General features: G+C 75.0%; 17 protein-coding genes. 9 read left to right on the top strand and 8 right to left on the bottom strand.

The genetic code is table 11. The features are described 5' to 3' along the window. Positions 1-2 precede the first annotated feature (2 nt). The 7 genes from prsK (at position 3) to EAH89_RS00445 (ending at position 13,462) form a co-directional block, all read left to right on the top strand. Entirely contained in the window at positions 3-2,117 is a 2,115-nt protein-coding gene (gene prsK, locus EAH89_RS00475) for an XrtA/PEP-CTERM system histidine kinase PrsK (protein ID WP_241666776.1), read from the top strand. Further along, positions 2,114-3,547: a PEP-CTERM-box response regulator transcription factor gene (prsR, locus tag EAH89_RS00470; RefSeq protein ID WP_140880807.1), complete on the top strand. Its 1,434-nt coding sequence runs from the start codon at positions 2,114-2,116 to the stop codon at positions 3,545-3,547. The genes prsK and prsR overlap by 4 nt, the downstream gene beginning before the upstream one ends. Then, positions 3,544-6,357, top strand: coding sequence for an XrtA/PEP-CTERM system TPR-repeat protein PrsT (prsT, locus tag EAH89_RS00465; RefSeq protein ID WP_140880806.1), 2,814 nt, complete (start codon positions 3,544-3,546; stop codon positions 6,355-6,357). Before prsR ends, prsT begins: the two co-directional genes overlap by 4 nt. 36 nt (positions 6,358-6,393) lie before the next feature. Beyond that, positions 6,394-7,788, top strand: a complete 1,395-nt coding sequence (locus EAH89_RS00460) for a putative O-glycosylation ligase, exosortase A system-associated (protein ID WP_140880805.1) — start codon at positions 6,394-6,396, stop codon at positions 7,786-7,788. 145 nt (positions 7,789-7,933) lie between these two features. Continuing rightward, positions 7,934-9,241: a glycosyltransferase family 4 protein gene (locus tag EAH89_RS00455; RefSeq protein ID WP_140880804.1), complete on the top strand. Its 1,308-nt coding sequence runs from the start codon at positions 7,934-7,936 to the stop codon at positions 9,239-9,241. Then, positions 9,238-11,340, top strand: coding sequence for a hypothetical protein (locus EAH89_RS00450; protein ID WP_140880803.1), 2,103 nt, complete (start codon positions 9,238-9,240; stop codon positions 11,338-11,340). Before EAH89_RS00455 ends, EAH89_RS00450 begins: the two co-directional genes overlap by 4 nt. 154 nt (positions 11,341-11,494) lie before the next feature. Continuing rightward, positions 11,495-13,462: an AsmA family protein gene (locus tag EAH89_RS00445; RefSeq protein ID WP_140880802.1), complete on the top strand. Its 1,968-nt coding sequence runs from the start codon at positions 11,495-11,497 to the stop codon at positions 13,460-13,462. Positions 13,463-13,475: 13 nt separating this feature from the next. Here the strand turns inward: EAH89_RS00445 and xdhB are convergent, their stop codons facing one another. The 5 genes from xdhB to lepA form a co-directional block, all read right to left on the bottom strand. Continuing rightward, positions 13,476-15,788 (bottom strand): xanthine dehydrogenase molybdopterin binding subunit, encoded by a 2,313-nt coding sequence (gene xdhB / locus EAH89_RS00440; protein ID WP_140880801.1) that lies wholly within the window; start codon positions 15,786-15,788, stop codon positions 13,476-13,478. Then, positions 15,788-17,158, bottom strand: coding sequence for a xanthine dehydrogenase small subunit (locus tag EAH89_RS00435; protein WP_140880800.1), 1,371 nt, complete (start codon positions 17,156-17,158; stop codon positions 15,788-15,790). Before EAH89_RS00435 ends, xdhB begins: the two co-directional genes overlap by 1 nt. Before the next feature lie 57 nt (positions 17,159-17,215). Then, positions 17,216-17,578, bottom strand: coding sequence for a response regulator (locus EAH89_RS00430; RefSeq protein WP_140880799.1), 363 nt, complete (start codon positions 17,576-17,578; stop codon positions 17,216-17,218). A gap of 117 nt (positions 17,579-17,695) precedes the next feature. Then, the gene (locus tag EAH89_RS00425; RefSeq protein WP_140880798.1) at positions 17,696-18,691 is read right to left on the bottom strand and encodes a tripartite tricarboxylate transporter substrate binding protein BugD; all 996 of its coding nucleotides are present in this window, start codon (positions 18,689-18,691) and stop codon (positions 17,696-17,698) included. Positions 18,692-18,790: 99 nt separating this feature from the next. Then, positions 18,791-20,596: a translation elongation factor 4 gene (gene lepA / locus EAH89_RS00420; protein WP_140880797.1), complete on the bottom strand. Its 1,806-nt coding sequence runs from the start codon at positions 20,594-20,596 to the stop codon at positions 18,791-18,793. Between the two features lie 160 nt (positions 20,597-20,756). Here lepA and EAH89_RS00415 point away from each other — a divergent pair, with 160 nt between their 5' ends. Then, complete coding sequence (locus EAH89_RS00415; RefSeq protein WP_140880796.1) at positions 20,757-21,350, top strand: PadR family transcriptional regulator; 594 nt, start codon at positions 20,757-20,759, stop codon at positions 21,348-21,350. Next, a complete protein-coding gene (locus tag EAH89_RS00410; RefSeq protein ID WP_140880795.1) occupies positions 21,350-22,150 on the top strand; it encodes a siderophore-interacting protein in 801 nt (266 codons plus the stop codon). The genes EAH89_RS00415 and EAH89_RS00410 overlap by 1 nt, the downstream gene beginning before the upstream one ends. A 6-nt stretch (positions 22,151-22,156) precedes the next feature. Here EAH89_RS00410 and EAH89_RS00405 read toward each other — a convergent pair whose 3' ends face one another. Genes EAH89_RS00405 through pheS form a run of 3 tightly spaced genes read right to left on the bottom strand, consistent with a single transcriptional unit; the run spans position 22,157 to position 26,375 of the window. Beyond that, on the bottom strand, positions 22,157-22,735 hold the full coding sequence (locus EAH89_RS00405; protein WP_140880794.1) for a peroxidase-related enzyme: 579 nt from the start codon (positions 22,733-22,735) through the stop codon (positions 22,157-22,159). Between the two features lie 55 nt (positions 22,736-22,790). After that, positions 22,791-25,286 (bottom strand): phenylalanine--tRNA ligase subunit beta, encoded by a 2,496-nt coding sequence (gene pheT / locus EAH89_RS00400; protein ID WP_140880792.1) that lies wholly within the window; start codon positions 25,284-25,286, stop codon positions 22,791-22,793. A gap of 6 nt (positions 25,287-25,292) precedes the next feature. Beyond that, positions 25,293-26,375 carry a phenylalanine--tRNA ligase subunit alpha gene (gene pheS, locus EAH89_RS00395; protein ID WP_140880790.1) on the bottom strand — a complete coding sequence of 361 codons (1,083 nt, stop codon included), beginning with the start codon at positions 26,373-26,375 and terminating at the stop codon, positions 25,293-25,295. Positions 26,376-26,398: the final 23 nt, after the last annotated feature.

The raw sequence follows: 26,398 nt of genomic DNA, 5'->3' as shown, positions 1-26,398 counted from the left end.
CCATGACCGGCTTCGGCATGACCGTCCTCGTGTCATGGCCGCTCCACGCAGCCTGCGCCGGTGTCTGTGTCCTGGTGGCCGTTCTGATCTGGGCAACGGGGCGGCGCGGCCTCACCACCTGGCTGCTCGGCGGGGCCTGCGCCGCGCTGGCGGCCTGGGCGGCGGCGACGGCGATCTGGCCGATCGACGCCCCGCTCAACGGCGTCGCGGGCGTGCTGGAGCCCCTCCGCGCCTGCCTCTGGTGCGCCCTGCTGCTGCACCTGCACGAGCGCGAGCGGTCCGGTCCGGCGGGCCTGCGCCCGCGGCTCTGGATGGGCGGCGCCGTGCTGCTCGCGGCCGTCACCCTCCTCCCTTCCGCCACGGTCATGGCCGGCAACCCCGTCGCCGGCGCGGTCTTCGCCACCCCGTCGATCGTCGCGCGGCTCGCGCTGGCGGTGCTGGTCGTCCTGCTCGCGGAGAACGTCTACCGCGGCGCGGGCGAGGCGGCGCGCTGGCACGTCAACCTGCCCTGCATCGCCATCGGCGGCCTCGGCGTCTTCGACCTCGTCCTCTACGTTGAGGCGGTCCTCGCCCACCGCTTCTCGCCGATCCTCCTCGATTCGCGCGCGGCGCTCAGCATGCTCGCCGCGGGCCTCCTCCTCGTGGCCGCGCTGCGCGACCGTCGCTGGCGCCGGGGCCCGCCGGTCTCGCGGCAGGCGGTGTTCCACGGGGCGACGCTCGTGGTCAGCGGCACCTTCCTCTTCGGGGTCGGCGCGGCCGGGCAGATGCTCGAGAGCCTCGGGGGAAGCTGGGGCCCGACGGCGCAGGCGAGCCTCCTGGCGGGCGGCGTCATGGCGCTGGTGGTGGCGCTCGCCTCGCGCTCGGCGCGCTCCCGGATCCGCCGCTTCCTCGTCGATCCCTTCTTCCGCGCCCGCTACGACTACCGCTGGGAGTGGATGCGCTGCATCGCCGCGCTCTCCGGCCCAGACGGGCAGGCGCCGGCGGCGGTGCGCGCGGTCCGCGCCATCGCGGACGCCGTGGACAGCCCCGCGGGCGTGCTCCTCCTGCGGGAGGAGGGCGGCGCCGGCGGCCTTCGCTGGGCGGGCTCCTGGAACAGCCCCGCCGTGCCCGCGCCCGACGCGCGGCCCCTGCTGGACGCGCTCGGCGCGGGGGAGCGGGTCCTCGTGCTCACGGAGGCGGTGCCGGCCGCGGCGGCGCTGCGCGGGGCCTATGGCGCCCTCTGGCTCGCCGTGCCGCTGCTGCACCACCGCCACGGCGTGCTCGGCGCGGCCCTGCTGGCGCCGCCCCGCGCCTCCTTCCCGCTGGACACCGAGGTCTTCGAGCTGCTTCGCGCGCTCGGCCGGGAGGTCGCGATGTTCCTCGCCGAGCGGCAGGCGGCGGAGCGCCTGGCCGACGGGCGGCGCCTGGCGAACTACGCCGCCCGCTTCGCTTTCGTCGCGCATGACGTGAAGACCGTCTCCGGCGGGCTGAAGCTGCTGCTCGGCAACGCCGAGGACAACATCAGCGACCCGGAGTTCCAGCGCGACATGCTGATCACCGTCCGCGCCGCGACGGCCCGGATCGACACCCTCATCGCCCGCCTGCGCGAGCCCGCGGACGCGCTGACGAGCGCCGACGCGACCGACCCGCGCGGCAGCGTCCGCGACCTGCCGGACCGGCTCCGCTCCATCGCCCGTGGGCGCGGCCCGCAGGTCGCGGTCGAGTGCGCCCTGGCCGGCGGGACCGCCATGCGGCCGGAATCCTTCGAGGCCGCGGTCGGCCACCTCCTCGACAACGCGATCGAGGCCTCGCCCGAGGGGTCGCCCGTGCTGCTCCGCCTGCACGGGGCGCCCGAGGCGCCGCTGGTCGACATCGTGGACCAGGGTCTCGGCATGACCGCCGACTTCATCCGCGACGAGCTGTTCCGGCCGCTCCGCACCGCGCGCCCCGACGGCAACGGCATCGGCGCCTGGCAGGCGCGGGAGCTCCTGCGCGAGGCCGGCGGCGACCTCGAGGTGCAGAGCGCCCCCGGCAAGGGCACGACCATGCGCCTGCACCTGCCCCCGGCCGCCCGGACGGAGGCTGCCCCGTCCGGCCAAGCCTCACCCAACCACCGTTCACAGGCGGCCTTCGTTTGAGCAAGCCGACGCTTCTTATCGTCGAGGACGACGCCGGTCTCCTCGCCCAGTACCGCTGGGCCTTCCCGGCCTGCCGCGTCGTCCTCGCCTCGGACCGTCGCCAAGCCGAGGCGGTGGCGCGGCGCGAGCACCCCTCCGCCGCCCTGCTCGACCTCGGCCTCCCGCCCGATCCCGAGGGCGTGTCCGAGGGCTTCGCGACGCTTGAGACGCTGCGCCGCATCTCGCCGGGCCTGCCTGTCGTCGTGGCGAGCGGACGGGACGAGCGGGCGAACATGCTGCGCGCCGTCTCGGCCGGCGCCTACGACTTCTGCGAGAAGCCGGTCGACCTCGACGTCCTCCGCACCGTGGTGGACCGCGCGCTGCGCCTCCGCGCGCTCGAGGAGGAGAACCGCCAGCTCGCCGCCGCGCCGAAGCCGAGCCCGATCAGCGCGATCATCACCGCCGACGACGGCATGCTGCGCGTTTGCCGCACCGTGGAGCGCCTCGCCGCGGTCTCGGTGCCGGTGCTGCTGCTCGGCGAGAGCGGCACGGGCAAGGAGGCGCTCGCCCGCGCCCTGCACGAGCTCGGCCCGCGCGCCAAGAAGCCCTTCGCCGCGCTCAACTGCGCGGCCATCCCGGAGGCGCTGCTCGAGAGCGAGCTCTTCGGCCACGAGCGCGGGGCCTTCACCGGCGCCGTGCGCCAGGTGGCCGGCAAGATCGAGGCGGCGAACGGCGGCACCCTCTTCCTCGACGAGATCGGCGACCTGCCGATGTCGCTGCAGGCGAAGATGCTGCGCTTCCTCCAGGACCAGGTGGTGGAGCGCGTCGGCGGCCGCACCCAGCTCCGCGTCGACGTGCGGGTCGTCTCCGCCACCAACCAGCCGCTCGAGACGCTGGCGGAGAACGGCGGCTTCCGCGGCGACCTCCTCTACCGCCTGAACGGCGTGACCGTCCGCATCCCGCCGCTGCGCGAAAGGGGCGGCGACGCGCTGCTGCTCGCCCGCTGGTTCTTCGCCCGCCACTCCCAGGAATTCGACCGCCGCCTCCGCGGCCTCGACGCGAGCGCGGCCGACGCCATCGCCGCGCACCACTGGCCCGGCAACGTGCGCGAGCTCGAGAACCGCGTGCGCCGCGCCGTGCTGATGACCGAGGGCCCGCAGATCAGCGCGGCCGACCTCGAGCTCGAGGAGGGCCCGCCCTCCGACCAGCCGCTCGACCTGCGGACGGCGCGCGCCGCCGCGGAGCGGGCGGCCATTTCCCGCGCGCTGGCGCTCAGCGACGGCGGGGTCGCGGCCGCGGCCCGCCTGCTCGGCATCAGCCGCCCCACCCTCTACGGCCTCCTCGACGAGCACGGGCTGACCGCCCGGCCCGGCGCGCGGGGCCCCGGCCAGAACGGCGACGCGCATCCCGAGGCCCAGGCCGAAGACAACCTTTCCGGAGACGTTCCATGATCCGCCGCAAGGCCCTCCCGCGCCCCTTGGCTCTCGCCCTCCTCGCGGGGCTCTCGGCGGCCGCGGTGCCGGCTCTCGCGCAGCCCATGGAGCGCGCCCGCGCGGCCCAGGCGAAGGGCGACCTCCGGACCGCGCAGATCGAGCTTCGCAACGCCGTCCGCGACGACCCGCGCTCCACCGCCGCCCGCCTCGCCCTGGTCCAGGCGAGCATCGACCTCGGCGACGGCGTGACGGCCGAGAAGGAGGCGCGCGCCGCGCTCGAGATCGGCGCCGACCCCGTCGTGACCACCGCGGCGCTGCTGCGCGCCTACCTCGTGCAGGGCCGCCACGCCGACCTGCTGCGCGACTTCCCGGTGCCGGCCGGGAACCCGGCCCTGGGCGCGCAGGTCGCCTCCGGCCGGGCGCTCGCGCAACTCTCGCTCAACCAGCAGGACAACGCCGCGGCCTCGGTGGCGGAGGCGCTCAGCTTCGGCCCCAACGTCGCCGAGCCCCACCTCGCGGCCGCGGCGCTCGCGCTGGCCAAGGGCGACCGCCCCGGCGCCGAGGCCGAGGCCGACAAGGCGCTCGCGGCCGACCCCAACTCCATCGAGGCGCTGCTCCGCAAGGGCACGCTGCAGATGACCCGCGGCGCCGCGCGCGAGGGTGCGGAGACGATCGGCCGCGTCGTCGCGATCGCGCCCGGCAACGTGCCGGCCCGCCTCTCGCGCGCCGAGGCCCTGATGCAGCTCGGCGACAACGCCGCGGCGAAGCAGGACGTGGACGCCGCCCTGACGAGCCAGCCCGGCAGCGCCGCCGCGATCTACCTGCGGGCGACGCTGCTCGCCCGGGCCGGCGACTGGCGCGGGGCCGACGAGAGCCTGCAGCGCATCCAGCCCGTGCTGTCGAGCTTCCCGGACGGCTACCTCATCCAGGCCCTGACGAAGCGCGCCCTCAACCAGACCGCGCAGGCCGAGGACTCGGCCCGGCGCCACGTCGCGCGGCGCCCGGACGACGTGCGCGGCGTGAAGCTGCTCGCGGCCATGGATATGGAGGCGGGGCGCCCCGACGGCGCCGCGGGCACGCTCACCCGCTACCTCTCGCGGCTCGGGCCCCAGGGCCAGGCCGACGCCGACACCTACGACCTTCTCGGGCGCGCCCACGGCGCGGCCCGCCGCCCGCGCGAGGCGGCCGAGGCGCTCGGCCGCGCCGCGGCCCTCGCGCCGCAGGACACCGGCGTCCTCAACCGCCTCGCCGCCGCCCGCCTGGGCGCGGGCGACGCGCGCGGCGCGGTGGAGGCGGCGGAGAAGTCCCTCGCCCTGCAGCCGGAGCAGCCGCCGGTGCGGGAGCTGCTGGCCACCGCCTCCATGCTCCGCGGCGATATGAGCGGCGCCTCCGCCCAGCTCGACCGACTGGGCGAGGCGGGGCGCCGCGGCGAGGCCGCCGGGGTCACCGAGGGCACGCTGAAGCTCACCAAGCTCGACTTCGTCGGCGCGCGCGCCTCCTACGAGGCTGTCCTGCGCGACCACCCGGACTCGATCGGCGCGCGCCTCGGGCTCGCCCGCGTGGCGGCGGCCGGCGGGCGGCCGGACGAGGCCGAGAAGCTGCTCGGCGAGGTCCTGCGCCGCGACCCCGGCAACGCCGACGCGCTGGGCCAGCTCGGCGCGGCGGCCCGGCCGGGCTCCCCGCGCGCCGTGCCCGCGCGCGCCGTGCTCGAGGCGGCCCAGGCCGCCGCGCCCGGCGAGCTTCCGCTGACCCTCGCGCTGGCCGAGGTGCTGGTCCGCTCGAACGAGGGCGAGAAGGCGCTGGCGCTCGTCGAGAGCCCGGCGCTCCGCGCCAACCCCCGCAACCGGGGCCCGCTGCTGCCGATGGCGCGCGCCGAGGCGCTGGTGGCGCTCAGCCGCTGGGACGACGCGCGCGAGGCCGCCCGCGCGGCGCTGGCGGAGGATCCCGCCTCCATCGAGGCGCGGCTCCGCCTGGCGGCGCTGACGCTTCGGCAGGGCGACGCGCGCGCCGCGGAGTCGATCATCCAGGAGGGCCTGCGCTCGGCGCCCGGCGACGTCCGGCTGCAGCAGGCCTATGTGGGGCTCGTGAAGCAGGCGCGCGGCCTCGACGCCGCCCTCGCCCAGGCCGACCGGCTGGCCCTGCAGCCGACCTCGCTGCCGGCCGCGGCCGGGCTGCGGGGCGACCTGCTGGCCGGCGAGAACCGGCTGGAGGACGCCGCCCGCGCCTACGCGGCGGCGAACGAGAAGACGCCGAATTCCTTCCTGGCGCTCCGCCAGTCCGCCATGCTCCGGAACGCCGGCAAGGTGCCCGAGGCCGCGGCGGTGCTGCGCGCCTGGGTCGCGCGCCAGCCGGACGACCTGAACGCGCTCCAGGCCCTCGCCTCCATGGACATCATGCAGCGGCGCTACGCCGAGGCGGAGGCGGGGCTCACGAAGCTCGTGGAGCGCGCGCCGAACGACGCGGTGGCGCTCAACAACCTCGCTTGGCTGGTCGACCGGCGCGGCGCGACGGCGCAGGCGCGGGAGATGGCCGAGCGCGCCTACGCGCTGTCGCAGAACGTCGACACCGCCGACACGCTCGGCTGGATCGTGACCCGGGCCGGCGACCCGCGGCTCGGCGTCTCCCTGCTCCGCCAGTCCGTCAACGGGCGCGAGGCCGCGGGGCGCCCCGACCAGGCCGCGGCCTACCGCCTCGCCTACGCGCTGCACCAGAGCGGCAACCGCGACGAGGCGCTCCGCATCCTCACGCCGGTCCTCGCCAACACGGCCGCCTTCGACGGCCGCCCGGAGGCCGAGCGCCTGCTGGCCGACCTGAAGGCGGGCCGGTGAGGCCGCGGGGCCGGCGGCCGGGGGAGGGTCCGCGCCGTGCGTGACGCCGTCTTCCTCGCGACGATGCTGCTGCTGCTGCCGCTTGCGGTGGCGCGGCCCTTTGTCGGCATCCTCCTGTGGTCCTGGATCTCCTTCATGAATCCGCACCGGCTGGTCTACGGGCCGGCCGGGCCCATGCCCTGGGCGATGATGGTCTTCGCGGCGACCCTCCTCGGCTGCCTCCTGGCGGGCGAGCCGAAGCGACTGGCGCTGAACGCCGTCACGGGGCTCATCTTCACGCTGATGCTGCTCTTCACCTTCACCACGATCATGGCGCTCGGCGACCCGACGGCGGTCTGGGCGAAGTGGCAGTTCGTGGAGAAGGTGCTGCTCGGGCTCCTCCTCACCGCGTCGCTGCTGACGGAGCGTCGGCGCGTGCACGCGCTGATCTGGGTCATGGTGATCTCGATCGGCTACTACGGCGTGCGCGGCGGGATCTTCTCGCTCCTGACGGGCGGCTCCTACCGGATCTGGGGCCCCGACCAGACGATGATCTTCGACAACAACCATCTCGCGGCCGCGATGCTCGTGACGCTGCCGCTGATGAACTACCTCCGCCTGCAGTCCCGCAACGCGCCGGTCCGGATCGGCCTCGCGGCCGCGATGTGCTTCACCCTCCTCGCCACGATCACCAGCTACTCCCGCGGCGCGCTGCTCGGCCTCGCGGCCGCGACGGTGATCCTCTGGTGGCGCAGCACCCGGAAGGTCGTGACCGGCGCGGTGCTCGGCGTGGTCCTCACCGGCGCGCTCGCCTTCATGCCGGCCCAGTGGACCGAGCGCATGCAGTCGATCGGCTCCTACGATGCCGACGCCTCCGCCTCCGAGCGCCTCGTCCTCTGGGGCATCTCCCTCAAGCTCGCCCTCGCCAACCCGCTCTCCGGCTCGGGCTTCACCGGCCCCTACAACCGGCAGGTGGTCGACACCGTGGCGCCTGACGGCCCGGCGCGGGCCGTGCACAGCATCTGGTTCGAGCTTCTCGGCGAGAACGGCTTTCCCACCTTCTTCGTGTGGGTGACGATGACGCTGGCGGGCGTCTACTACACCTTCCGCATCGTCTCGATGACCCGACGACGGCCGGAGCTCGCCTGGGCCTACGACTTCGGGCGCATGGCGCAGGTCTCCATCGTCGCCTACCTCGTGAGCGGCACCTTCCTCTCGCTCTCCTACTGGGACTTCTACTGGACGCTCCTCGTGGTCATCGCGGCCACGCACACGCTCGCGCGGCAGGTGGTGAAGGCGGAGGAGCGCGCGAACGCGGTCGGCTGGCGCAAGCGCGGCGTGGCCGCCCCGAGCCCCGCGGCCGGCGCGCTCGAGGAGGCCGCCGCGGTGGCGGTGACCGCCGCGCCCGGCGTCCCGCGCCCTCTCGCGAAGCGGCCGGCGGTCGCGCGATGAGCCGGACCCTGCCTCAGCATCGACCCTCCCGCGGCGGAACGCCGGAAGACGGAACCAACGGCCATGGACGGCATCTACTTCCTGTGCATGCTCATCGGGATCGGCTGGCTCGCCTTCTGGGTGGTCCGGCCGGAGCCGCAGCGGCGTGACAAGCTCGGCTTTATCTTCGACATGGCCGGAGAGCCCGACGAGCCTCTCCCCGCCGCGGGAGGGGCGCGCGGCCGCGCCGGCACCCCGTCCTGGCGCGACCGCAAGCGCGCCGGCGCTGAGGCTGCGCCTGCTGACCTTCAGCACCCTCTTCCCAAGCGCGTCCAGGCCCAGCCACGGCGTCTTCGTCGAGAACAGGCTGCGGCACCTCGTCGCCGGCGGTGAGGCCGAGGCGACCGTCCTCGCCCCCGTCCCCTGGTTCCCCTCGCGCTCCCCGCGCTTCGGCGAGTGGGCGCGCCACGCCGCCGCCCCGCGCCTCGAGACGCGCCACGGCCTCGCCGTCCACCACCCTCGCTACCTCGCCATCCCGCGCGTGGGCATGTCGGCCGCGCCCTTCCTCCTCTACGACGCCGCGGCCCGGGCCCTGACGCGGATGGTGGAGGAGGGGCTGCGCTTCGACGCCATCGACGCGCACTACCTCTACCCCGACGGCGTCGCGGCGGTCTGGCTCGGGCGGCGCTTCGGCAAGCCGGTGGTGATCACCGCCCGCGGCTCGGACACCAGCCTCCTGCCGCGCTACGCGGTGCCCGGGCGCCTCATCCGCGAGGTCGCGATCGCCGGGGCGGACGCGCTCATCTCCGTCAGCGCCGGTCTCGCCGAGGGCCTGCACGCGCTCGGCGCGCCGCGGGAAAAGGTGACGGTGCTGCGCAACGGCGTCGACCTCGGCGCCTTCGCCCCGCGGGACCGCGCCGCCGCGCGGGCCGCGCTCGGGCTCGGGGAAGGACCGGTGCTGCTCTCGGTCGGGCTGCTGATCGAGCGCAAGGGCCACCACCACGTCATCGCCGCCCTGCGCGACCTGCCCGGGCACACGCTGCTCATCGCGGGCGAGGGTCCCGAGCGGGGGGCGCTCCTCGCGCTGGCGGAGCGGTGCGGGGTCGGCGACCGGGTGCTCCTGGTCGGGCCGCAGCCGCACGGCCGCCTGCCCGAGTTCTACAGCGCCGCCGACGCCCTCGTGCTCGCCTCCTCGCGCGAGGGATGGGCGAACGTGCTGCTCGAGGCTATGGCCTGCGGCACGCCCGTGGTCGCGAGCCCGGCCTGGGGCAGCCGCGAGGCGGTCTCCTCCCCGGCCGCGGGGCTCGTCCTGGACGAGACGACGCCCGAGGCCATCGCCGCGGGCGTCCGCCGCCTTCTCGCGGCACCGCCGTCCCGCGCCGACACCCGGGCCTATGCCGAGCGTTTCGGCTGGGACGAAACCACGGCGGGGCAGGTCTCCCTCTTCCGCCGCGTGCTGGGACAGACCGGATGAACCCTTTCAGCTCCCTCTCGCCGCGCCCGGTCCTCCCGCGCCGCGCCGCCCTCGCGCTCGGCGCGGCGGCGCTCGCGCCCGCGGGGGCCGTCGCGGCGCCGGCGGTGCCCTGCCCGACGGCGGCGGGCGACATCGTCGGCCTCCTGCTGGAGGGGACCGGGGCGCCGGCCGGCACGGTCGTCGTCGTCGGCCACGCCTTCCGGCCGGGCGACCTGCCGCGCGGCACGGGGCTCCGCGTCCGCGGGCCGGACGGGCGCGAGGTGCCGTCGCAGCTCGACGTCTTCGCCACCCACCCGGACGGCTCCGCTCGCCTCGGGGTCCTCTCCCTCGCGCCGCCGGCCCTCGGCCGCGGTCAGGAGAAGGCCTTCATGCTCATGGCCGGCGGCGAGGCCGCGGCGTCGCCGCTCGACGTCGCGGGCGCCCTGACCGGCCGCGGCGCCGTGCTGGAGGTGGAGGCCAGTGGCGGCGCGCCCTGGCGCGTGGACCTGCTCTCCGCCTTCCGCGCCACCGACGCGGCCGCGTCCTGGCAATCCGGCCCGCTCGCGGTGCAGCGGCGGCTGACGCTGCCGGTGCCGCCGGCCTCGGTGGGCGGCGTCACCTCGCTGCGCCTCGTGGCGGACGTCGCGGTTCGCCGCGACGGCACGCTCTGGGTGGACGCCTGGCTGCGCAACGACATCGCCATGCGGCCGGGCGGCGGGACCGCCTCCTACGCCGCGCGAGTGCTACTCGACGGGCGTGAGGCGCTCCGCACCGGGCCGCTCCGGCACTGGCAGTACACGGGCTGGGGCCGGCTGCTCGCCGTGGACAACGGGCGGCCGGTCGCGGAGCCCCCCCGCGCGCGCCACGACGTGAACTACCTCGCCGACGCCGGCGCCGTGCCGCGCTACAACACCGAGACGGGCGTGCCGGCCGGCGTGCTCGGCCAGGTCGCGGGGCTGGCCTCCGACCCACGCTGGGCGGCGCCGCTCGGCACGCGCGGCATCCGCCAGGACATGCCGGCCACCGGCGGCCGCTCCGACATCGGCCCCTCCACCCAGCCGCAGGCGGTCTGGCTGATGACCGGCGACCACCGCGCGGCGATCGTCGCGATGGGCCAGGCCGAGGCCTCGGGCTCCGTGCCCTGGCACATGTGGGACGCCTCCACGAACGGCTGGCTGGACGTGAAGAAGTGGCCGCGCCTCTGGACCGACGCGCGCGGCGGGTCGCCGCCGACGGGGCTCATGCAGCAGATCGCGACCGAGTCCGGCTGGCAGCTCGACAGCGCCCACCAGCCCGACCTCGCCACCGTGCCCTTCGTCCTGACCGGCCGCCGCGCCTTCCTCGACGAGCTGCTGGCGCAGTCCGCCTGGAACATCATCGGCCAGTGGCCGGACCCCCGCGGCAACGGGGAGGCCAACCTCGTGCGCTACACCCAGGTGCGCGGCGCGGCCTGGAGCCTGCGGCAGCTCGACAACGCCGCCTGGGCCGCCCCCGCCCGCGACCCGACCGGCGACTACCTCCGTGGCGCCGCCGCGACCAACTGGGCCTGGGTGCGCGCGCAGATTCCCGATTGGACGCGGCGGCAGGGCGAGGCGCATGGCTGGATCCCCGGGGAATACGGCACGCCCGGCGCGCTGCCGCCCTGGCAGCAGGACTACTTCGCCTCCACGGCGGCCCACGCGGCGCGGCGGGGCTCGGCGGACGCGCGCGCGGTGCTCGACTGGATGGAGAACTTCCTCGCGGGGCGCTTCCTCGCGGGCGGCCGCGGCTTCAGCCCGAACGACGGCTGCGCCTACCTCATCGCGATCTCGCCGGAGAACGCGCCGCAGTCGCCCTACACGACCTGGGCGGCCATCGGCGAGGCGACGCGCGCGCGCAACCTCTCGAACGGGAACGGCTGGTCCAAGAGCGGCGGCGACTACGGGCAGCTCGCGCTGCAGTCGCTCTCCCTCCTCCTGGAGGTGACGGGCACGCCGCGGGCGCGGGAGGCCTATACCTGGTTCGTGCGGGCGGGCGCGCCCTTCACCGCGCCGGCCCAGCGCGCGGGGTCGCAGTTCGACATCGTCCCGCGCGAGGCCGCCGAGGCCTGCCGGCCGTCGCGGGGCCGGGCCTCGCGCTGACCGGTGCCGGGCGGCGAGCGGAGGTCGCCCGGCGCCCGGCAACCCGCGGTTGCCCCCGCGCGGGCGCCCTCTCGCGCGGGCCGTTTTATCGGGTGAACCGCCGCCGCCCTAACCGGTTACATCCCTGGCCGCGAGAAGCCGACGGAGGGACGTGATGGTCATGCGCCGGGTGCCACGCTGGGCGATCTGGACGGGGGTTCCGCTCGCCCTCCTGCTTCTGCTGGCTGCCGTCTGGTCCTGGGACTGGTTCATCCCGCTGGCCGAGCGGCGCGCCTCCGCCGCCCTCGGCCGTCCCGTGACGATCGCGCACCTGCACGTCCGCCTCGGCCGCGTGACCGAGATCTCGGCCGAGGGGGTGCGCATCGGCAACCCCGAGGGCTTCCCCGACGACCCGCCCTTCGCGACGGCCGAGCGCCTCTCCGCGGGCGTCGACATCGGGGCCTACTGGCACGACCGCTCGGTCGTGATCCCTTCGATCGAGGTCACGCGCCCCGTGGTCGAGGCGCGCGCGCTGGAGGACGGGCGGGCGAACTACCTCTTCGACCTCGGCCAGCCCGCCGGCGAGACGGCGTCGGACCAGCCCCGCGCCGCCCCGCGGATCGGCCTTCTCCGGATCGTCGAGGGCCGCGCGCACGTCGTGCATCCCGGCCTGAAGGCGGACTTCAACCTCGGCGTCGCGACGCGGGAGGAGAACACCCCCGATCCCCGCATCGAGGTGGAGGCGAGCGGCACCTACGCGGGCCAGCCCATCACCGGCCGCGCCCGGGGCGGCGCCATCCTGGCCCTGCAGGACGGCGACAAGCCCTGGCCGATCGAGATGCAGCTCGCCAACGGGCCGACCCACGTGGACCTGCGCGGCACGCTCCGCGACCCGCTGGAGCTGCAGGGCGCCGATGTCCGGCTCGACCTCGCGGGGCCGGACATGGGGCTGCTGCAGGCGCTCTCGGGCGTCCCGATCCCCAAGACCCCCGCCTACCGCATCGGCGGACAGCTCGACTACGCCGAGGGCCGCGTCCGCTTCCGCGACTTCCAGGGGCGGATGGGCAGCAGCGACCTCTCCGGCACCATCGCCGTCAGCACCGCCGGCCCCAAGCCGGACATCGAGGCGGAGCTGCATTCCGACCGGGTGGACCTGGCCGACCTCGGCGGCTTCATCGGCGAGGAGCCCGGCCGCGCCTCGACCCCCGGCCAGACGGCGCAGCAGCGGCGCGAGCGGGCGCGGGATCAGGCTCGCGGCCGCGTTCTGCCCGACGACCCCATCAACTTCCCCAAGTTCGAGGCCGCCAACGTCCACATGACCTACCGGGCCGAGCGGATCACGGGGCGCAACATGCCCTTCGACTCCCTCCGCACCGAGATGGAGCTGAAGGACGGCGCCCTGACGCTGCGCCCGGTGGCGCTCGCCGTCGGCACCGGGCAGATCCAGGGGGACCTCTCCTTCACGCCGCAGGAGGGCGGGCAGCTCCACGCCCGCGCCGACCTCCGCTTCCAGCGCCTTGACCTCTCCCGCCTCATGCGCGCGACAAACGCCTTCGAGGGGGCGGGCCGCATCAACGGCCGCGGCCGGATCGAGGGCACCGGCCGCTCCTTCGCGGAGCTCCTCGGGCGCGGCAACGGCGAGATCACCCTTGGCATGTCCGGCGGCAACCTCTCCGCCCTCCTGGTGGACCTCTCCGGCCTGCGCCTCGGCAACGCGCTCCTCTCGGCGCTCGGCGTGCCCGGCCGCACGACGGTCGAGTGCTTCGTCGGCAACCTCTCCCTCAACCGCGGCGTGCTCGGGCTCCGCACCGTCATCATCGACACCGAGGACGTCATCGTGAACGGCACCGGCAACGTGAACCTCGGGAACGAGCGGATGGAGGTGCGCCTGCGGAGCGATTCAAAGAGCTTCACCATCGGCGCCCTGCCGACCTCCATCCTCATCGACGGCAGCTTCCGCAATCCCTCCGTCGGCCCGGACATGACGGAGCTGGCCGCGCGCGGCGGGCTCGTGGGCGGCCTCGCGGCCCTGGTCGCGCCCGTGGCGGGGCTGCTGCCGACGATCCAGTTCGGCGTCGGCGAGGACGACCGCTGCGAATCCCTCGTGCGCGGCCGGCGCCCGGCGGCCCGCCCGGGCCGCTAGGCCCCGCCGCCGGTCAGCCCCGCGGCGCGCCCGCTCCACGGCGGGCGGCCATCAGCAGACGCTCGGGCGTGGCCGGCAGGTCCAGCCGGTCCACCCCGGCCGCGTCCCGCAGCGCGTTCCAGACGGCCGTCGCCAACATCAGCGGCGGCTCGCCCACGGCCTTGGAGCGGAAGACGGTGTCCGCTCGGGCCGGCGCCCCCTCCAGCAGGCGGACGTTCATCACGGGCGGCACGTCGCGCGAGCCCGGGATCTTGTAGGTGGAGGGGCCGAGGGTGCGCAGCCGCCCCTCCGCGTCCCACCAGAGCTCCTCGCAGGTGAGCCAGCCGAGGCCCTGCACGAAGGCGCCCTCGATCTGGCCGAGGTCGACCGCAGGGTTCAGGGACCGGCCGCAATCCTGCACGAGGTCCGCGCGGATCATCCGGTGCTCGCCCGTCAGCAGGTCCAGCTCCACCTCCGCGACCGCCGCCCCGTAGGAGAAGTAGAAGAAGGGCTCGCCCTTCATGGCGGCGGGGTCCCAGTGGATGCCGGGCGTCCGGTAGAAGCCGGTGGAGGAGAGCGAAACCCGCGCCTGCACGCAGCGGTGCGCGAGCTCCCCGAAGCGCATGCGGTGGTTGCCGGCGAAGACCTCCTCGTCCTCGAAGCCGACCTCCTCCGGCCGCACGCCCCATTCGGCGGCGGCAACCTCGGCCATGCGCCCGCGGATGGTGCCCGCCGCGATCTGCGCCGCCCAGCCGTTGAGGTCCGATCCCGTGCTGGCGGCGGTGGGGGCGGTGTTGGGCACCTCCGCCGTGCTGGTGGCGGTGATCCGCACCCGCTCCACCGGCACGCCGAAGACGCCGGCCACCACCTGGGCGATCTTGATGAACAGCCCCTGGCCCATCTCCGTGCCGCCGTGGTTCAGCCGGATGGAGCCGTCCTCGTAGACATGCACCAGGGCCCCCGCCTGGTTCATGGACATGACGCCGAAGGAGATGCCGAAGGCGAGGACGAAGCTGCCGAGGCCGCGCCGCACCACCTCGTGCCGCGCGTTGAAGGCGTCCACCTCCGCCCGGCGCCGGTCCCACTCCGCGCCGTCGCGGCACTCCGCCCAGACGCGGCGGATGAGGTCGCCCTCCAGCGCCTGGCCGTAGGGCGTCACCGCGTCGTTCCCGCCGCCCGCGAGGTTGCGCTCGCGGACCGCCTCCGGCGTGGTGCGGAGGTGGCGGGCGACGCGGTGCGTCACGTCCTCCATCAGCAGCACGCCCTGCGGCCCGCCGAAGCCGCGGAAGGCGGTGTTGCTGACGGTGTTGGTCTTGCAGGCGACGCCGGTGATCCGCACCGCCGGCACGTCGAGGCAGTTCAGCGCGTGGGTGACGGCGCGGAACACCACCCCGGCCGAGAGGTCCACGCTGTGCCCGCCATCGGCGGCCAAGGTCGCCTCCAGCGCGAGGAGGCGGCCTGTCCCGTCGAAGCCCGCCTCCCAGCGGTAGAGCATGGGGTGGCGCTTGCCCGTCGCGGCGATGTCGCCCTTCCGCCCCAGCCGCAGCTTCACCGGCCGCCCCGTCCGCCGCGCCGCCAGCGCCGCGCAGGCGGCCACCCAGGAGGCGTTGCTCTCCTTCCCGCCGAAGCCGCCGCCGAGCCGCCGCACGCCCACCGAGATGCGGTTGTGGTCGAGGCCGAGGACGCGGGCGGCGACGTGCTGCACCTCCGTCGGGTGCTGGGTGGAGGAGTGGATGACGAGGTCGCCGTCCTCCCCGGGCACGGCCAGCGCGATCTGCCCCTCGAGGTAGAAGTGCTCCTGCCCGCCCGCGTGGAAGGTGCCGGCGAGGCGCATCGGCGCGGCGGCGAGGGCGGCGGGCGCGTCGCCGCGGGCCAGCACCGTCGGCGGCATGAGGAAGGCGCCCGCGTCGAGCGCCTCCTCGACCGAGAGCACGGGGCGGAGCGGCTCGATCGACGGACGCACCGCCGCTGCCCCGGCCAGGGCGGCGTCGCGCGTCTCCGCCACCACGATCGCCAGCGGCTGGCCCCAGTGCTCCACCAGCCCCTCGGCCAGCATGTGCTCCGGTGCGCGCTTGGCCTGGGCGATGTCGTTGCGGCCGGGGATGTCCGCGGGCCCGATCGCGGCGACCACCCCCGCCACGGCGAGCGCCGGCGCGAGGTCGATGGGCGCGAGGCGGCCGTGCGCGACCGGCGAGAGGACGAGCGCCGCGTGCAGCAGGCCCGGCGGCATCGGCAGGTCGTCGGCGAAGCGGGCCTCGCCGGTCGCGTGCTTCAGGGCGCTGTCCTGGCGCAGCGCGGCGCCGGGGCCGGAGAGGGCGCTCGCCGGGGGGTGGGGCAGCGTGTCCATCAGGCGGCCTCCGCCGCGCGGTGCCAGAGGCGCCGCAGGAGGTTCCCGGCCGCGATCCGCCGGTACTCCGAACTGGCGCGAAGGTCCGAGAGGGGCGCGATCGCCTCCTCCAGCGCCGCCGCGGCCGCCTCCACCGTTGCCCGCGCCCAGGGCTGGCCCACCAGGGCCCCCTCGGCCGCGGCGCAGCGCTCCGCCCGCGGCCCCGTGCCGCCGAGCGCGATCCGCGCCCCGGCGACGCGCCCCGCCTCCAGCGCGATGACCGCCGAGAGGCCGACGGTCGCGATATCCTGGTCCGGCCGCTTGGACAGCTTCTCCGCGACAAAGAGGGCGCCCGCGGGCGGGCGAGGGATGAGGACGTCCAGGATTACCTCCCCCGGCCGCAGCGCGTTGGTGCGGTAGCCGGTCAGGAACTCCTCCACCGGCATCGCCCGCCCGCCCCCGGCGCCGGCCAGCCGAAGCGTGGCGCCGAGCGCCAGCAGCGGGGGCAGCATGTCGCCGATGGGCGAGGCCGTGCCGAGGTTGCCGCCGAGCGTCCCCATGCCGCGGATCTGGCGGGAGCCGAGCCGGCGGAGCAGCCCGGCGAGGGGCGCGAGGCCCGGCTCCCCCGCGCAGGCCGCGAGCAGGCGGCGGTAGCTCACCGCCGCGCCGACGCGCAGCCCCTCCGGCGTCGCCTCCAGCCGGTTCAGCTCGGGCACGTCGGCGAGGGCGATCACCTCGGCCGGCGCCTCCCGCGCCTCCGAGACGCGGAGCCCGAGATCGGTGCCGCCGGCCAGCAGCCAGGCCTCCGGGCGGGCCGCGCGAATGGCGAGCAGCGCCTCGAGCGTGCGGGGGCGGTGGAACACCTGCCCCGGCGCCTCCAGCCGCGTGGCCGCCGCCGGCGGGGCGGGGACGGGGGCCGCGCCGTCGTCGGCCAGCCCGGCGAAGGCCTCGACGATCGGGCGGTAGCCGGTGCAGCGGCAGAGGTTCCCGGCCAGCGCCTCGTGCACGTCCCCGCCCTCCCGCGCGTGGGCCCAGGCGGTCATGACGATGCCGGGGGTGCAGAAGCCGCACTGCGTCGCGTCGGCCTCGGCGAGCAGCCGCTGGACCGGGTGCGGGCCGGCGGGGCCGCCCAGCCCCTCCACGGTGCGGAGGGCGCGGCCATGGACCTGGCCGAGAAGGGTGATGCAGGCGTTCACCGGGACGCGGGCGCCGTCGGGCTCCTCGATCACCACGGTGCAGGCGCCGCAGTCGCCCTCCGCGCAGCCCTCCTTCGTGCCGGTCAGCCCCGCGGGGCCGCGCAGCCAATCGAGCAGCGTCATGGTGGGGGAGGTCCCCGGCGGCAGGGCACGCGGCGTGCCGTTCAGGAGGAGCGCGATGGGGCCAGCGGTCATGCCCCGGAGTTTAGCAAGCCGCGGGCCGCCGGCCAGACCGGCGGTCCCCCGCGGCCCTCAGGCGACCGGAAGCTTCGCCAGGGCGGCCGTCAGGTCCTCGGGCGCGTAGGGCTTTGCGAGGACGGGGATGCCGGCCAGCCGCTGCGGCAGGCCCGCGGCGCCGTAGCCGGAGGCCACCACGAAGGGCACTTCGAGCCGGATCAGCGCGTCCGCCACGGGCTCGGAGGTCTCCCCGGCGAGGTTGAGGTCGAGCACGGCGAGGTCGGGCCGGTCCTGCTCGAGCATGGCCAGCGCCTCGGCGACGGTCGCGACCGGGCCGAGCACCACCACGCCGGCATCGGCCAGGGTGTCCTCGACCAGCATGGCGACCAGGGTCTCGTCCTCCACCACCAGGACGCGTCGTCCGGTCAGGCTGGCCATGCAGACAATCTCCGCTCTTGATCGTGCCGCGACCGGCGCGGTTTCCCTCTCGGGGTGGCGTCCGGCCGCCCCCCTGTCAAGTCCGGCAGGGGAGGCGGCGGGACAGTAACAGATAGTTCAGTCGGCGTACTGCCCCGCCGCCTGGATGATCGGGCGCCACTTGGCGATGTCCGCCTGCCAGTAGGCGCGGTGCGCGTCGGGGGTGGCGCGCTCCTGGCTCACCGGCGTGGTGCCGAGCTCGGCGAAGCGGGCGACGAGGCGCTCGTCGCGCAGCGCGACCTGGAGGGAGCGGGAGAGGCGGGCGACGATCGCCGCGTCCGTGCCCTTGGGCGCGTAGAGGCCGTGCCAGACCGAGACCTCGAAGCCCGGCAGCCCCGCCTCGGCGGCGGTCGGCAGGTCGGGCAGGGCGGCATTCCGCTCGCTCGTCGTCACCGCGAAGGCGCGGACGGCGCCGGAGCGGATCTGCTGGGTCGTGTTCGTCGTCTGGTCGCACATGAGGTCCACCGTGCCGCCGATGAGGTCGGTCATGGCCGGGCCCGTGCCGCGGTAGGGGATGGTGGTCACCTGGGTCTGCACCGCCGACTGCAGGAGCAGGCCGCAGAGGTGAGAGGCCGCGCCGACGCCGGCGTTGGCGAGGTTGATGCTCTGCTTCTGCTCGCGCATCACGCGGACCATCTCCGCCAGGTTGGCGGCCGGGAAGTCCTTCTTCGCGATGATCGTCATCGGCACCTCGGTGACGAGGCCTACCGTCTCGAAGCCGTTCACCGGGTCATAGGCGAGGCGGCGGTAGAGCGCCGGCGTGGTCCCCATGCCGATGTGGTGCAGCAACAGGGTGTAACCGTCCGGCCGCGCCTGGGCGACGCGCTGGGCGCCGAGCGTGCCGCCCGCGCCGCCGACGTTCTCCACCACCACGGGCTGGCCGAGGTCGCGCGCCATCACCTCGGCGACCAGCCGCGTGACCACGTCCGTCGGGCCGCCGGCCGCGAAGGGAACGATGATGTTGATCGGGCGGTTGGGATAGGCGGCCTGCGCCCGGGCGGTGCCGGGGAGGAGCGCCGGCGTGGCCAGGGCGGCGGCCAGCGCCAGGGCGCGGCGGCGCGTCAGCTCGGTCATGCAGATGGATCTTTCTTCATTCGTTCCGACGGCGACGATATGGGGCCGCCGCGGCCCGGCCGCCAGCCCGTCCGGCGTCTCCGGCGGCCCTTCGGCCGATCACGAATCCATCTTCAGGGCGGCGATGAAGGCGCTCTGGGGGATCTCCACCTTGCCGAACTGCCGCATGCGCTTCTTGCCCTCCTTCTGCTTGTCGAGGAGCTTGCGCTTGCGGGAGATGTCGCCGCCGTAGCACTTGGCGGTCACGTCCTTCGACATGGCCCCGATGGTCTCGCGCGCGATGACGCGGCCGCCGATGGCGGCCTGGATGGGGATCTTGAAGAGCTGGCGGGGGATGAGGTCCTTCAGCTTCTCGCAGATTGAGCGCCCGCGCCGCTCCGCCTGGCCGCGGTGCGCCATGAAGGAGAGGGCGTCCACCGGCTCGTTGTTCACGAGGATGCTGATCTTCACGAGGTCGCCCTCCTCGTAGCCGTCCATCTGGTAGTCGAAGGAGGCGTAGCCGCGGGAGATCGACTTCAGCCGGTCGTAGAAGTCGAAGACCACCTCGTTCAGCGGCAGGCGGTAGACCGCCATCGCGCGGGTGCCGACATAGGTGAGCTCCACCTGCTGCCCGCGCCGCTCGCTGCACAGCGTCAGGATGTTGCCCAGGTACTCGTCGGGCACGAAGATCGTCGCCTTGATCCAGGGCTCGTCGATCGAGGCGATGAGCGTCGGGTCCGGCATGTCCGCGGGGTTGTGCAGCTCCCGCTCCGCGCCGTTGTTCATCTTCATGCGGTAGACGACCGAGGGCGCGGTCGCGATGAGGTCGAGGTCGAACTCGCGCGACAGCCTCTCCTGGATGATCTCGAGGTGCAGCAGGCCGAGGAAGCCGCAGCGGTAGCCGAAGCCCAGCGCCGCCGAGCTCTCCGCCTCGAAGTGGAAGGAGCTGTCGTTCAGCCGCAGCTTCGCCAGGCTGTCACGCAGCTTCTCGAAGTCGTCGGCGTCCACGGGGTAGAGGCCGCACCAGACCACGGGGATGGAGGGCTTGAAGCCCGCCAGCGGCTCCGGCGCGGGGCGGCGGTCGTCGGTGATGGTGTCGCCGACGTTGGTGTCGGCCACTGTCTTGATGGCGGCGTTGATGTAGCCCATCTCGCCCGGCCCGAGCGACTCGACCGGCTGCATCTTCGGCCGGAAGACGCCGACCTGCTCGATGACGTGGGTGGAGCCCGCCGCCATCATACGGATCTTCTGCCCCTTCCGGAGCCGCCCCTCCTTCACGCGCACGAGGATGACGACGCCGAGATAGGGGTCGTACCAGCTGTCCACGAGCAGCGCCTTGGTCGGCGCCTCCGCGTCGCCCTTGGGGGCGGGCAGGCGGGTGACGATCGCCTCCAGCACGCCCTCGATGTTCAGCCCGGTCTTGGCGGAGATCATCACGGCGTCGTCGGCGGGCAGGCCGATCACGTCCTCGATCTGCTGCTTCACCCGGTCGGGCTCGGCGGCCGGCAGGTCCACCTTGTTCAGGATGGGGACGATCTCGTGCCCCGCGTCCAGCGCCTGGTAGACGTTGGCCAGCGTCTGCGCCTCCACGCCCTGGGAGGCGTCCACCACGAGCAGGCTGCCCTCGCAGGCGGCCAGGCTGCGAGAGACCTCGTAGGCGAAGTCCACGTGGCCCGGCGTGTCCATGAGGTTCAGGACGTAGTCCTGCCCGTCCTTCGCCCGGTAGTCGAGGCGCACGGTCTGCGCCTTGATGGTGATCCCGCGCTCCTTCTCGATGTCCATGTTGTCGAGCACCTGCTCCGTCATCTCGCGGGCGGAGAGGCCCCCGGTGAGCTGGATCAGGCGGTCGGCGAGCGTGGATTTCCCGTGGTCGATATGGGCGATGATCGAGAAGTTGCGGATGCGGTCGAGCGGCGTGTCGGGCATGAGGTTCCGGAGGGGCGGGGGAGGGGCGGTCGGCCCCGCCCGTGGTTTCCGCCCAGATAAGGCAGGCTGGCCCCAGCACCAAGCGCTCCCTTTCCCCTTGCAAACGACACCGTGCTTTTCGATATAGGTATCGATATATCGAAAATCACGGAGACACGGCATGTTCCCCCACTTCCACCGCGGCGCCACCGACCCCGGCCGCCGCCGCTTCCACCGCGACGGCACGCCCCATGGCCGCCACCCCGGCGGCCCCGGGGAGGGGCACCGGGGCGGGCAGCACCGCGGGCGCCACGGCGGCCGCTTCTTCGAGACGGGCGACCTCCGCCTCGTCATCCTCGCCCTCATCGCCGAGCGCCCGCGCCACGGCTACGAGATCATCAAGGCGATCGAGGAGCGCCTCGCCGGGGCCTATTCGCCGAGCCCAGGCGTGATCTACCCGACCCTGACCCTGCTGGAGGAGCTCGGCCAGATCGCCGTCGCCAGCACCGAGGGCGGCCGGCGGCTCTACGCCATGACCCCCGAGGGGGAGCGGGCGCTGGAGGGAAGCCGCGCCGAGGCCGATGCCCTGCTGGCCCGCATGGACGCGGCGGGCGGCGGGCGGGCGGACGGCTCCTCCCTCCAGGCGGTGCGGGCCATGCACAACCTCAAGATGGCGCTTCGCCTCCGCCTCTCGCGCGGCGCCCTCACGGAGGAGCAGCTTCGCCGCATCGTCTCCCTCATCGACGAGGCCGCCGTCGCGGTGGAGCGGGTCTGATGGAGGGAACCCCCGCCGCGCCGCTCGGGCGCCGGGTCCGCCACGAGCCGCGCCGCCGCGTGCTGGAGGTGCGCCGCGTGGAGCGCCTCACGCCGCGGATGCTCCGCGTGGTCCTCGGCGGCGCCGAGCTCGAGGGCTTCCACAGCCCGGCCTTCGACGACCACGTGAAGCTCTTCTTCCCCCTGCCCGGAGCGGAGGAACCCGCCCCCGCGGACACAGGCCCCGACGGCCCGCGCCCGCCGGCGCGCGACTACACCCCGCGCCGCCACGACGCCGCCCGGGGGGAGCTCGCGATCGACTTCGCCCTCCACGCCGAGGGTCCCGCGACGGAATGGGCGGCCGCGGCGCGGCCGGGCGACCGGCTGGTCGTCGGCGGCCCCCGCGGCTCCCTCATCCTGCCGGATGACCTCGACTGGACGATCCTCGCCGGCGACGAGACGGCGCTCCCTGCCATCGGCCGCCGCCTCGAGGAACTGCCGGCGGCCACCCGGGCCGTCGCGCTGATCGAGGTGGCCGACGCCGCCGAGCGCCAGGACCTGCCCGCGCGCCCCGGCCTCGAGATCCGCTGGCTGGAGCGGAACGGCGCCCCCGCCGGCGAGGCGGAGCGGCTGGAGCCCGCCCTCGCCGCCCTCGCCATCCCGCCCGGCGAGGGCCACGCCTGGGTGGCTGGCGAGGCCGAGGTCGCCCGCCGGCTCCGCCGCGTCCTCACCGAGCGGCACGGGATCCCGAAGGAGCGCGTGAAGGCTGCCGGCTACTGGCGCCGCGGCGCCGTCGCCGCGCACGAGGTGGTCGGGGACTGAGGCGGGCTAGCGCCGCCCCAGCATGTGGAACTCCGCGTTCGGGCGAAGGTCCGTCGCGTTCGCCAGGCGGTTTGACATGGAGAAGAAGGCGGCGATCGCGCCGATGTCCCAGGTCTCGTCCTCGGTGAAGCCGGCCGCGGCCAGGGCGGCGTGGTCCTCGTCGCCCACCAGGTGCGACTGGGTGCCGACCTTCAGCGCGTAGTCGAGCATCGCCCGGTGCCGCGGCGGCAGCCCCGCCTTGCGGTAGTTGGTGGCCACGAGGTCGGCGATGACCGGGTCCTTGGCCCGCACGCGCAGGATCGCGCCATGCGCCACCACGCAGTACTGGCAGGAATGCGCGGCCGAGACTGCGACGACGATCATCTCGCGCTCCGCCGCCGTCAGCCCCTCGCGCTTCTCCATGAGGGCGTCGTGGTAGGCGATGAAGGCGCGGAACTCCTCCGGGCGGCGGGCCAGCAGCAGGAAGACGTTCGGCACGAAGCCCGCCTTCTCCTGCACCGCGAGGATGCGCGCGCGCACGTCCTCGGGCAGCGACGCCAGCTCGGGCACGGGGTAGCGGAAGGGGCGGGGGGCATCCTGTGCCATGGTCGTATCCTCCTGGGTGCCGAAACCGGCGCCCGGGAGAGCTAGCACGGAGGGCTCAGCCCCGCAGCGTGGCCCCGGTTGCCTTGGTGACGGCGGCGACGACCTTGGCGATAACCGCCTCGATCTCTGCGTCCGTCAGCGTCCGCTCGCGCGGCTGCAGCACGACCTCGAGCGCGAGCGAGACCTTGCCCTCCGGCAGGCGGTCCCCGGCGTAGCGATCGAAGAGGGAGACCTCCGTCACCAGCGCCCGCTCCGCCCCGCGCGCGGCGCGGAGAAGGTTGTCGGCGGGGACCGTGGCGTCCACGAGGAAGGCGAGGTCGCGCCGCACGGGCTGGAAGGCCGGCAGGTCGGGCGCGGCCTTCCGGCGGCGCTTGGGCTCCGGGATGGAGTCGAGCAGCACCTCGAAGGCGACCGCCGGTCCGTCGATCCCGAGCGCCGAGAGCACGCGCGGGTGCAGCTCCCCGAAGCGCGCCAGCGGCAGCTTCGGCCCGCTCCGCAGCACGCCGGAGCGGCCGGGGTGGTAGAAGCCCGGCGCGTCCGTCGTCACCGTGAGCGCGGCCGGCGCGACGCCGAGGGCGAGCAGCACCGCCAGCGCGTCACCCTTCGCGTCGAGCGCGTCCACCGGGCGCGAGGGCTCCAGCGGGTGGCGCGGCGTGCGGCCCGTGCGGACCCCGGCGGCGGTGGCGAGCTGCCCCTCCGGCGAGGGCGCGGCGTAGGAGGCGCCGATCTCGAAGAGCGACACGTCGGCCTGGCCGCGCGCCGCGTTGCGCCCGGCGGCCAGCAGCAGGGTCGCGACCGGCGTCGGGCGCATCTGGTCGAGGTCGGCGGCGATGGGGTTCTCCACCCGCAGCGCCTCCGGCACCTCCCCGAAGAGGGCGGCGGTGGCGCGGGCGGTGAAGCCGTAGGTCACGGCCTCGGCCAGCCCGCGGGCCGCGAGCAGCCGGCGGGCGAGGGCCGCGCGGGACTGGCGCGGCGTGAGGGCGGGAAGGGGCAGGGGGCTCGCCACCGGTAGGGAGACGGAGGGGATGGCGTCCAGCCCCTCCAGCCGCAGCACCTCCTCCAGCAGGTCGCACTCGGCCTCCACCGCGTCCGCGCCCTCGGCCGCGGCGGCGGCGCGGGCGGGGTCCAGCCCCGGCTCCTGCGCGAGCTCCGTGCCGCCGGCGCGATAGGCCGAGCGGGAGGAGGCGACGTCGTTCCGCCAGGAGGGGACGGAGACCGTGACGGAGGCGTCGTCGCGCGCCGTCACGCCGAAGCCGAGCGCCTCCAGCGAGGCCACGGCCTTCGCCGGCGCGATCGAGGAGCCGCCAAGGCCCGCGATGCGCTCGAAGCGGAGCGTCGCCTCCCGCCGCCAAGCGGGCTCCGCCCCGGCCTCGGAGAGGGTGCTCGCCTCGCCGCCGCAGAGGTCCATGACCATCCGCGTCGCGGCCTCCAGCATCGCGCGCTGGGCCGCGGGGTCGAGGCCGCGCTCGTTCCGCGCGCGGGCGTCGCTGTGGACTTGGTGGCGGCGGCCCGTGAGGGCGATGCGCACGGGATCGAAGAGCGCGCACTCGATGAAGACCTCGCGCGTCGCCGCGTCGCAGCCCGTGGTCTCGCCGCCGACGATGGCCGCGAGGCTTTCCACGCCGGCCTCGTCGGCGATGACGATGTCCTCGGGCGTCGGGCGGTAGGTCTTGCCGTTGAGCGCGAGGTACTCGTCGCCCTCGCGCCCGAGCCGCATCGTCAGCGTCTTCCCGCGCACCTTCGCCACGTCGAAGACGTGCAGCGGCCGCCCGAGGTCGAAGGTGAAGAAGTTGGTGACGTCCACCAGCGCGTTGATCGGCCGGAGCCCGATGGCCGTCAGCCGGTCCTGCATCCACTGAGGGGAGGGGCCGTTCGTCACGCCGCGCACGGCGCGCCCGAGCACCTGGATGCAGGCGCGGGGATCGTCGATCGCCCATTCCAGCGGGGTGGGATAGGCCGGCGCGACGGGCTCGGGGTTCCAGGGCTTGAGCGTGCCGACCCCGGCCGCCGCCAGGTCGCGCGCGACGCCGCGGATCGCCAGCGCGTCGCCGCGGTTGGGCGTGACGCTGATCTCGATGACGGGGTCGCCCATCCCCGCCCACTCGGCGTAGGAGGCGCCGACCGGCGCGTCCTCCGGCAGGTCCACGATGCCGCTGTGGTCGTCGCCGAGCCCCATCTCGCGGGAGGAGAGGAGCATCGCCTCGCTCTTCACCCCGCGGATCTCGCCCGCCTTCAGCGTGATGCCCGTGCCCGGCACAAAGGAGCCGGGAAGGGCCGCCACCGCCTTCATCCCCGTGCGCGCGTTCGGCGCGCCGCAGACGACGGAGCGGATGGTGCCGTCGCCGATGTCGACCTTCAGCGCGCGCAGCCGGTCCGCGTTCGGGTGCTGCACCGCTTCCACGACATAGGCGATGCGGAAGGGGGCGAGGGCCGCCGCGCGGTCCTCGACGCCCTCGACCTCGAGGCCGATGGTGTTGAGCGCGGCCAGGATGCGGTCGAGCGGCGCGTCGGTGTCGAGATGGTCGCGCAGCCAGGAAAGGGTGAACTTCATCGCTTCCTACGCCGCGTCGTGCAGGGTGAAGGGGGAGAGCGGGCTCGTCGCGTAGTGGCGCAGCCAGCGGAGGTCGGCCTCGTAGAAGGGCCGCAGGTCGGGGATGCCGTGCTTGAGCATGGTGATCCGCTCGATCCCCATGCCGAAGGCGAAGCCCTGCCACGCCCGCGGGTCGATGCCCGCGTTGGCCAGCACCTTCGGGTGGACCATGCCGCTGCCGAGGATCTCCAGCCAATCGCCGCCCTGGCCGAGCTCGCCCGTGCGCCGGCTCCAACCGATGTCGACCTCCATGGAGGGCTCGGTGAAGGGGAAGTAGCTCGCGCGGAAGCGCACCGGCAGGTCGGCGATGCCGAAGAAGGCGCGAAGGAAGTCGACCAGCGTGCCCTTGAGGTGCCCCATGTGGATGCCGCGGCCGATCACCAGTCCCTCCACCTGGTGGAACATGGGCGAGTGCGTGGCGTCGTGGTCCGCCCGCCAGGTGCGGCCGGGCACGATCACCCGGATCGGCGGCTCCTGCGCCAGCATCGTGCGGATCTGCACGGGGCTGGTGTGGGTGCGCAGCACGGGGCGTCGGCCGCCCTCGGGCGCCGTCAGGTAGAAGGTGTCGTGGTCCTGCCGCGCCGGGTGGTGCTCGGGGATGTTGAGGGCGGAGAAGTTGTGCCAGTCCCCCTCGATGTCTGGCCCCTCGGCCACCGCGAAGCCCATGGCGCCGAAGAGGGCGATGAGCTCCTCCATGGTGCGGGAGATCGGGTGGATGCTGCCCGCCTCCGGGCCGGCCGGCGCGGCCGCGCGCGGGGGAAGGGAGACGTCCAGCCGCTCCGCCGCCAGGCGCGCGTCGAGCGCGGCGGCCTCCAGCGTCGCGCGCCGGGTCTCGAGGGCGCGCTCGACCTCGCCCTTCAGCACGTTCACCTCGGCGCCGCGCGCGCGCCGCTCCTCGGGCGGCAGGGCGCCCAGGCCCTTGAGCAGCCCGGTCACCTGCCCGCTCTTGCCGAGCGCCGCCACGCGCACGGCGTCGAGCGCCCGCAGGTCCGCCGCACCGGCCAGCGCGGCCTCGATGTCGGCGCGCAGCGTGTCGAGGTCGTCAGCCATTCCCGAACCTGATCCTTGCCCCG

Source organism: Muricoccus nepalensis, from assembly GCF_006438825.1.
GTDB classification, from domain to species: domain Bacteria; phylum Pseudomonadota; class Alphaproteobacteria; order Acetobacterales; family Acetobacteraceae; genus Roseomonas; species Roseomonas nepalensis.
This window is presented reverse-complemented; position numbering and strand designations above follow the sequence as displayed.

What these genes read in the sequence shown, in the direction of transcription:
- prsK (WP_241666776.1), top strand. Translation starts at nt 3, where the DNA reads ATGACCGGCTTCGGCATGACCGTCCTCGTGTCATGGCCGCTCCACGCA.
- prsT (WP_140880806.1), top strand. Translation starts at nt 3,544, where the DNA reads ATGATCCGCCGCAAGGCCCTCCCGCGCCCCTTGGCTCTCGCCCTCCTC.
- EAH89_RS00450 (WP_140880803.1), top strand. Translation starts at nt 9,238, where the DNA reads ATGAACCCTTTCAGCTCCCTCTCGCCGCGCCCGGTCCTCCCGCGCCGC.
- EAH89_RS00445 (WP_140880802.1), top strand. Translation starts at nt 11,495, where the DNA reads ATGGTCATGCGCCGGGTGCCACGCTGGGCGATCTGGACGGGGGTTCCG.
- xdhB (WP_140880801.1), bottom strand. Translation starts at nt 15,788, where the DNA reads ATGGACACGCTGCCCCACCCCCCGGCGAGCGCCCTCTCCGGCCCCGGC.
- EAH89_RS00435 (WP_140880800.1), bottom strand. Translation starts at nt 17,158, where the DNA reads ATGACCGCTGGCCCCATCGCGCTCCTCCTGAACGGCACGCCGCGTGCC.
- EAH89_RS00430 (WP_140880799.1), bottom strand. Translation starts at nt 17,578, where the DNA reads ATGGCCAGCCTGACCGGACGACGCGTCCTGGTGGTGGAGGACGAGACC.
- EAH89_RS00425 (WP_140880798.1), bottom strand. Translation starts at nt 18,691, where the DNA reads ATGACCGAGCTGACGCGCCGCCGCGCCCTGGCGCTGGCCGCCGCCCTG.
- lepA (WP_140880797.1), bottom strand. Translation starts at nt 20,596, where the DNA reads ATGCCCGACACGCCGCTCGACCGCATCCGCAACTTCTCGATCATCGCC.
- EAH89_RS00415 (WP_140880796.1), top strand. Translation starts at nt 20,757, where the DNA reads ATGTTCCCCCACTTCCACCGCGGCGCCACCGACCCCGGCCGCCGCCGC.
- EAH89_RS00410 (WP_140880795.1), top strand. Translation starts at nt 21,350, where the DNA reads ATGGAGGGAACCCCCGCCGCGCCGCTCGGGCGCCGGGTCCGCCACGAG.
- EAH89_RS00405 (WP_140880794.1), bottom strand. Translation starts at nt 22,735, where the DNA reads ATGGCACAGGATGCCCCCCGCCCCTTCCGCTACCCCGTGCCCGAGCTG.
- pheT (WP_140880792.1), bottom strand. Translation starts at nt 25,286, where the DNA reads ATGAAGTTCACCCTTTCCTGGCTGCGCGACCATCTCGACACCGACGCG.
- pheS (WP_140880790.1), bottom strand. Translation starts at nt 26,375, where the DNA reads ATGGCTGACGACCTCGACACGCTGCGCGCCGACATCGAGGCCGCGCTG.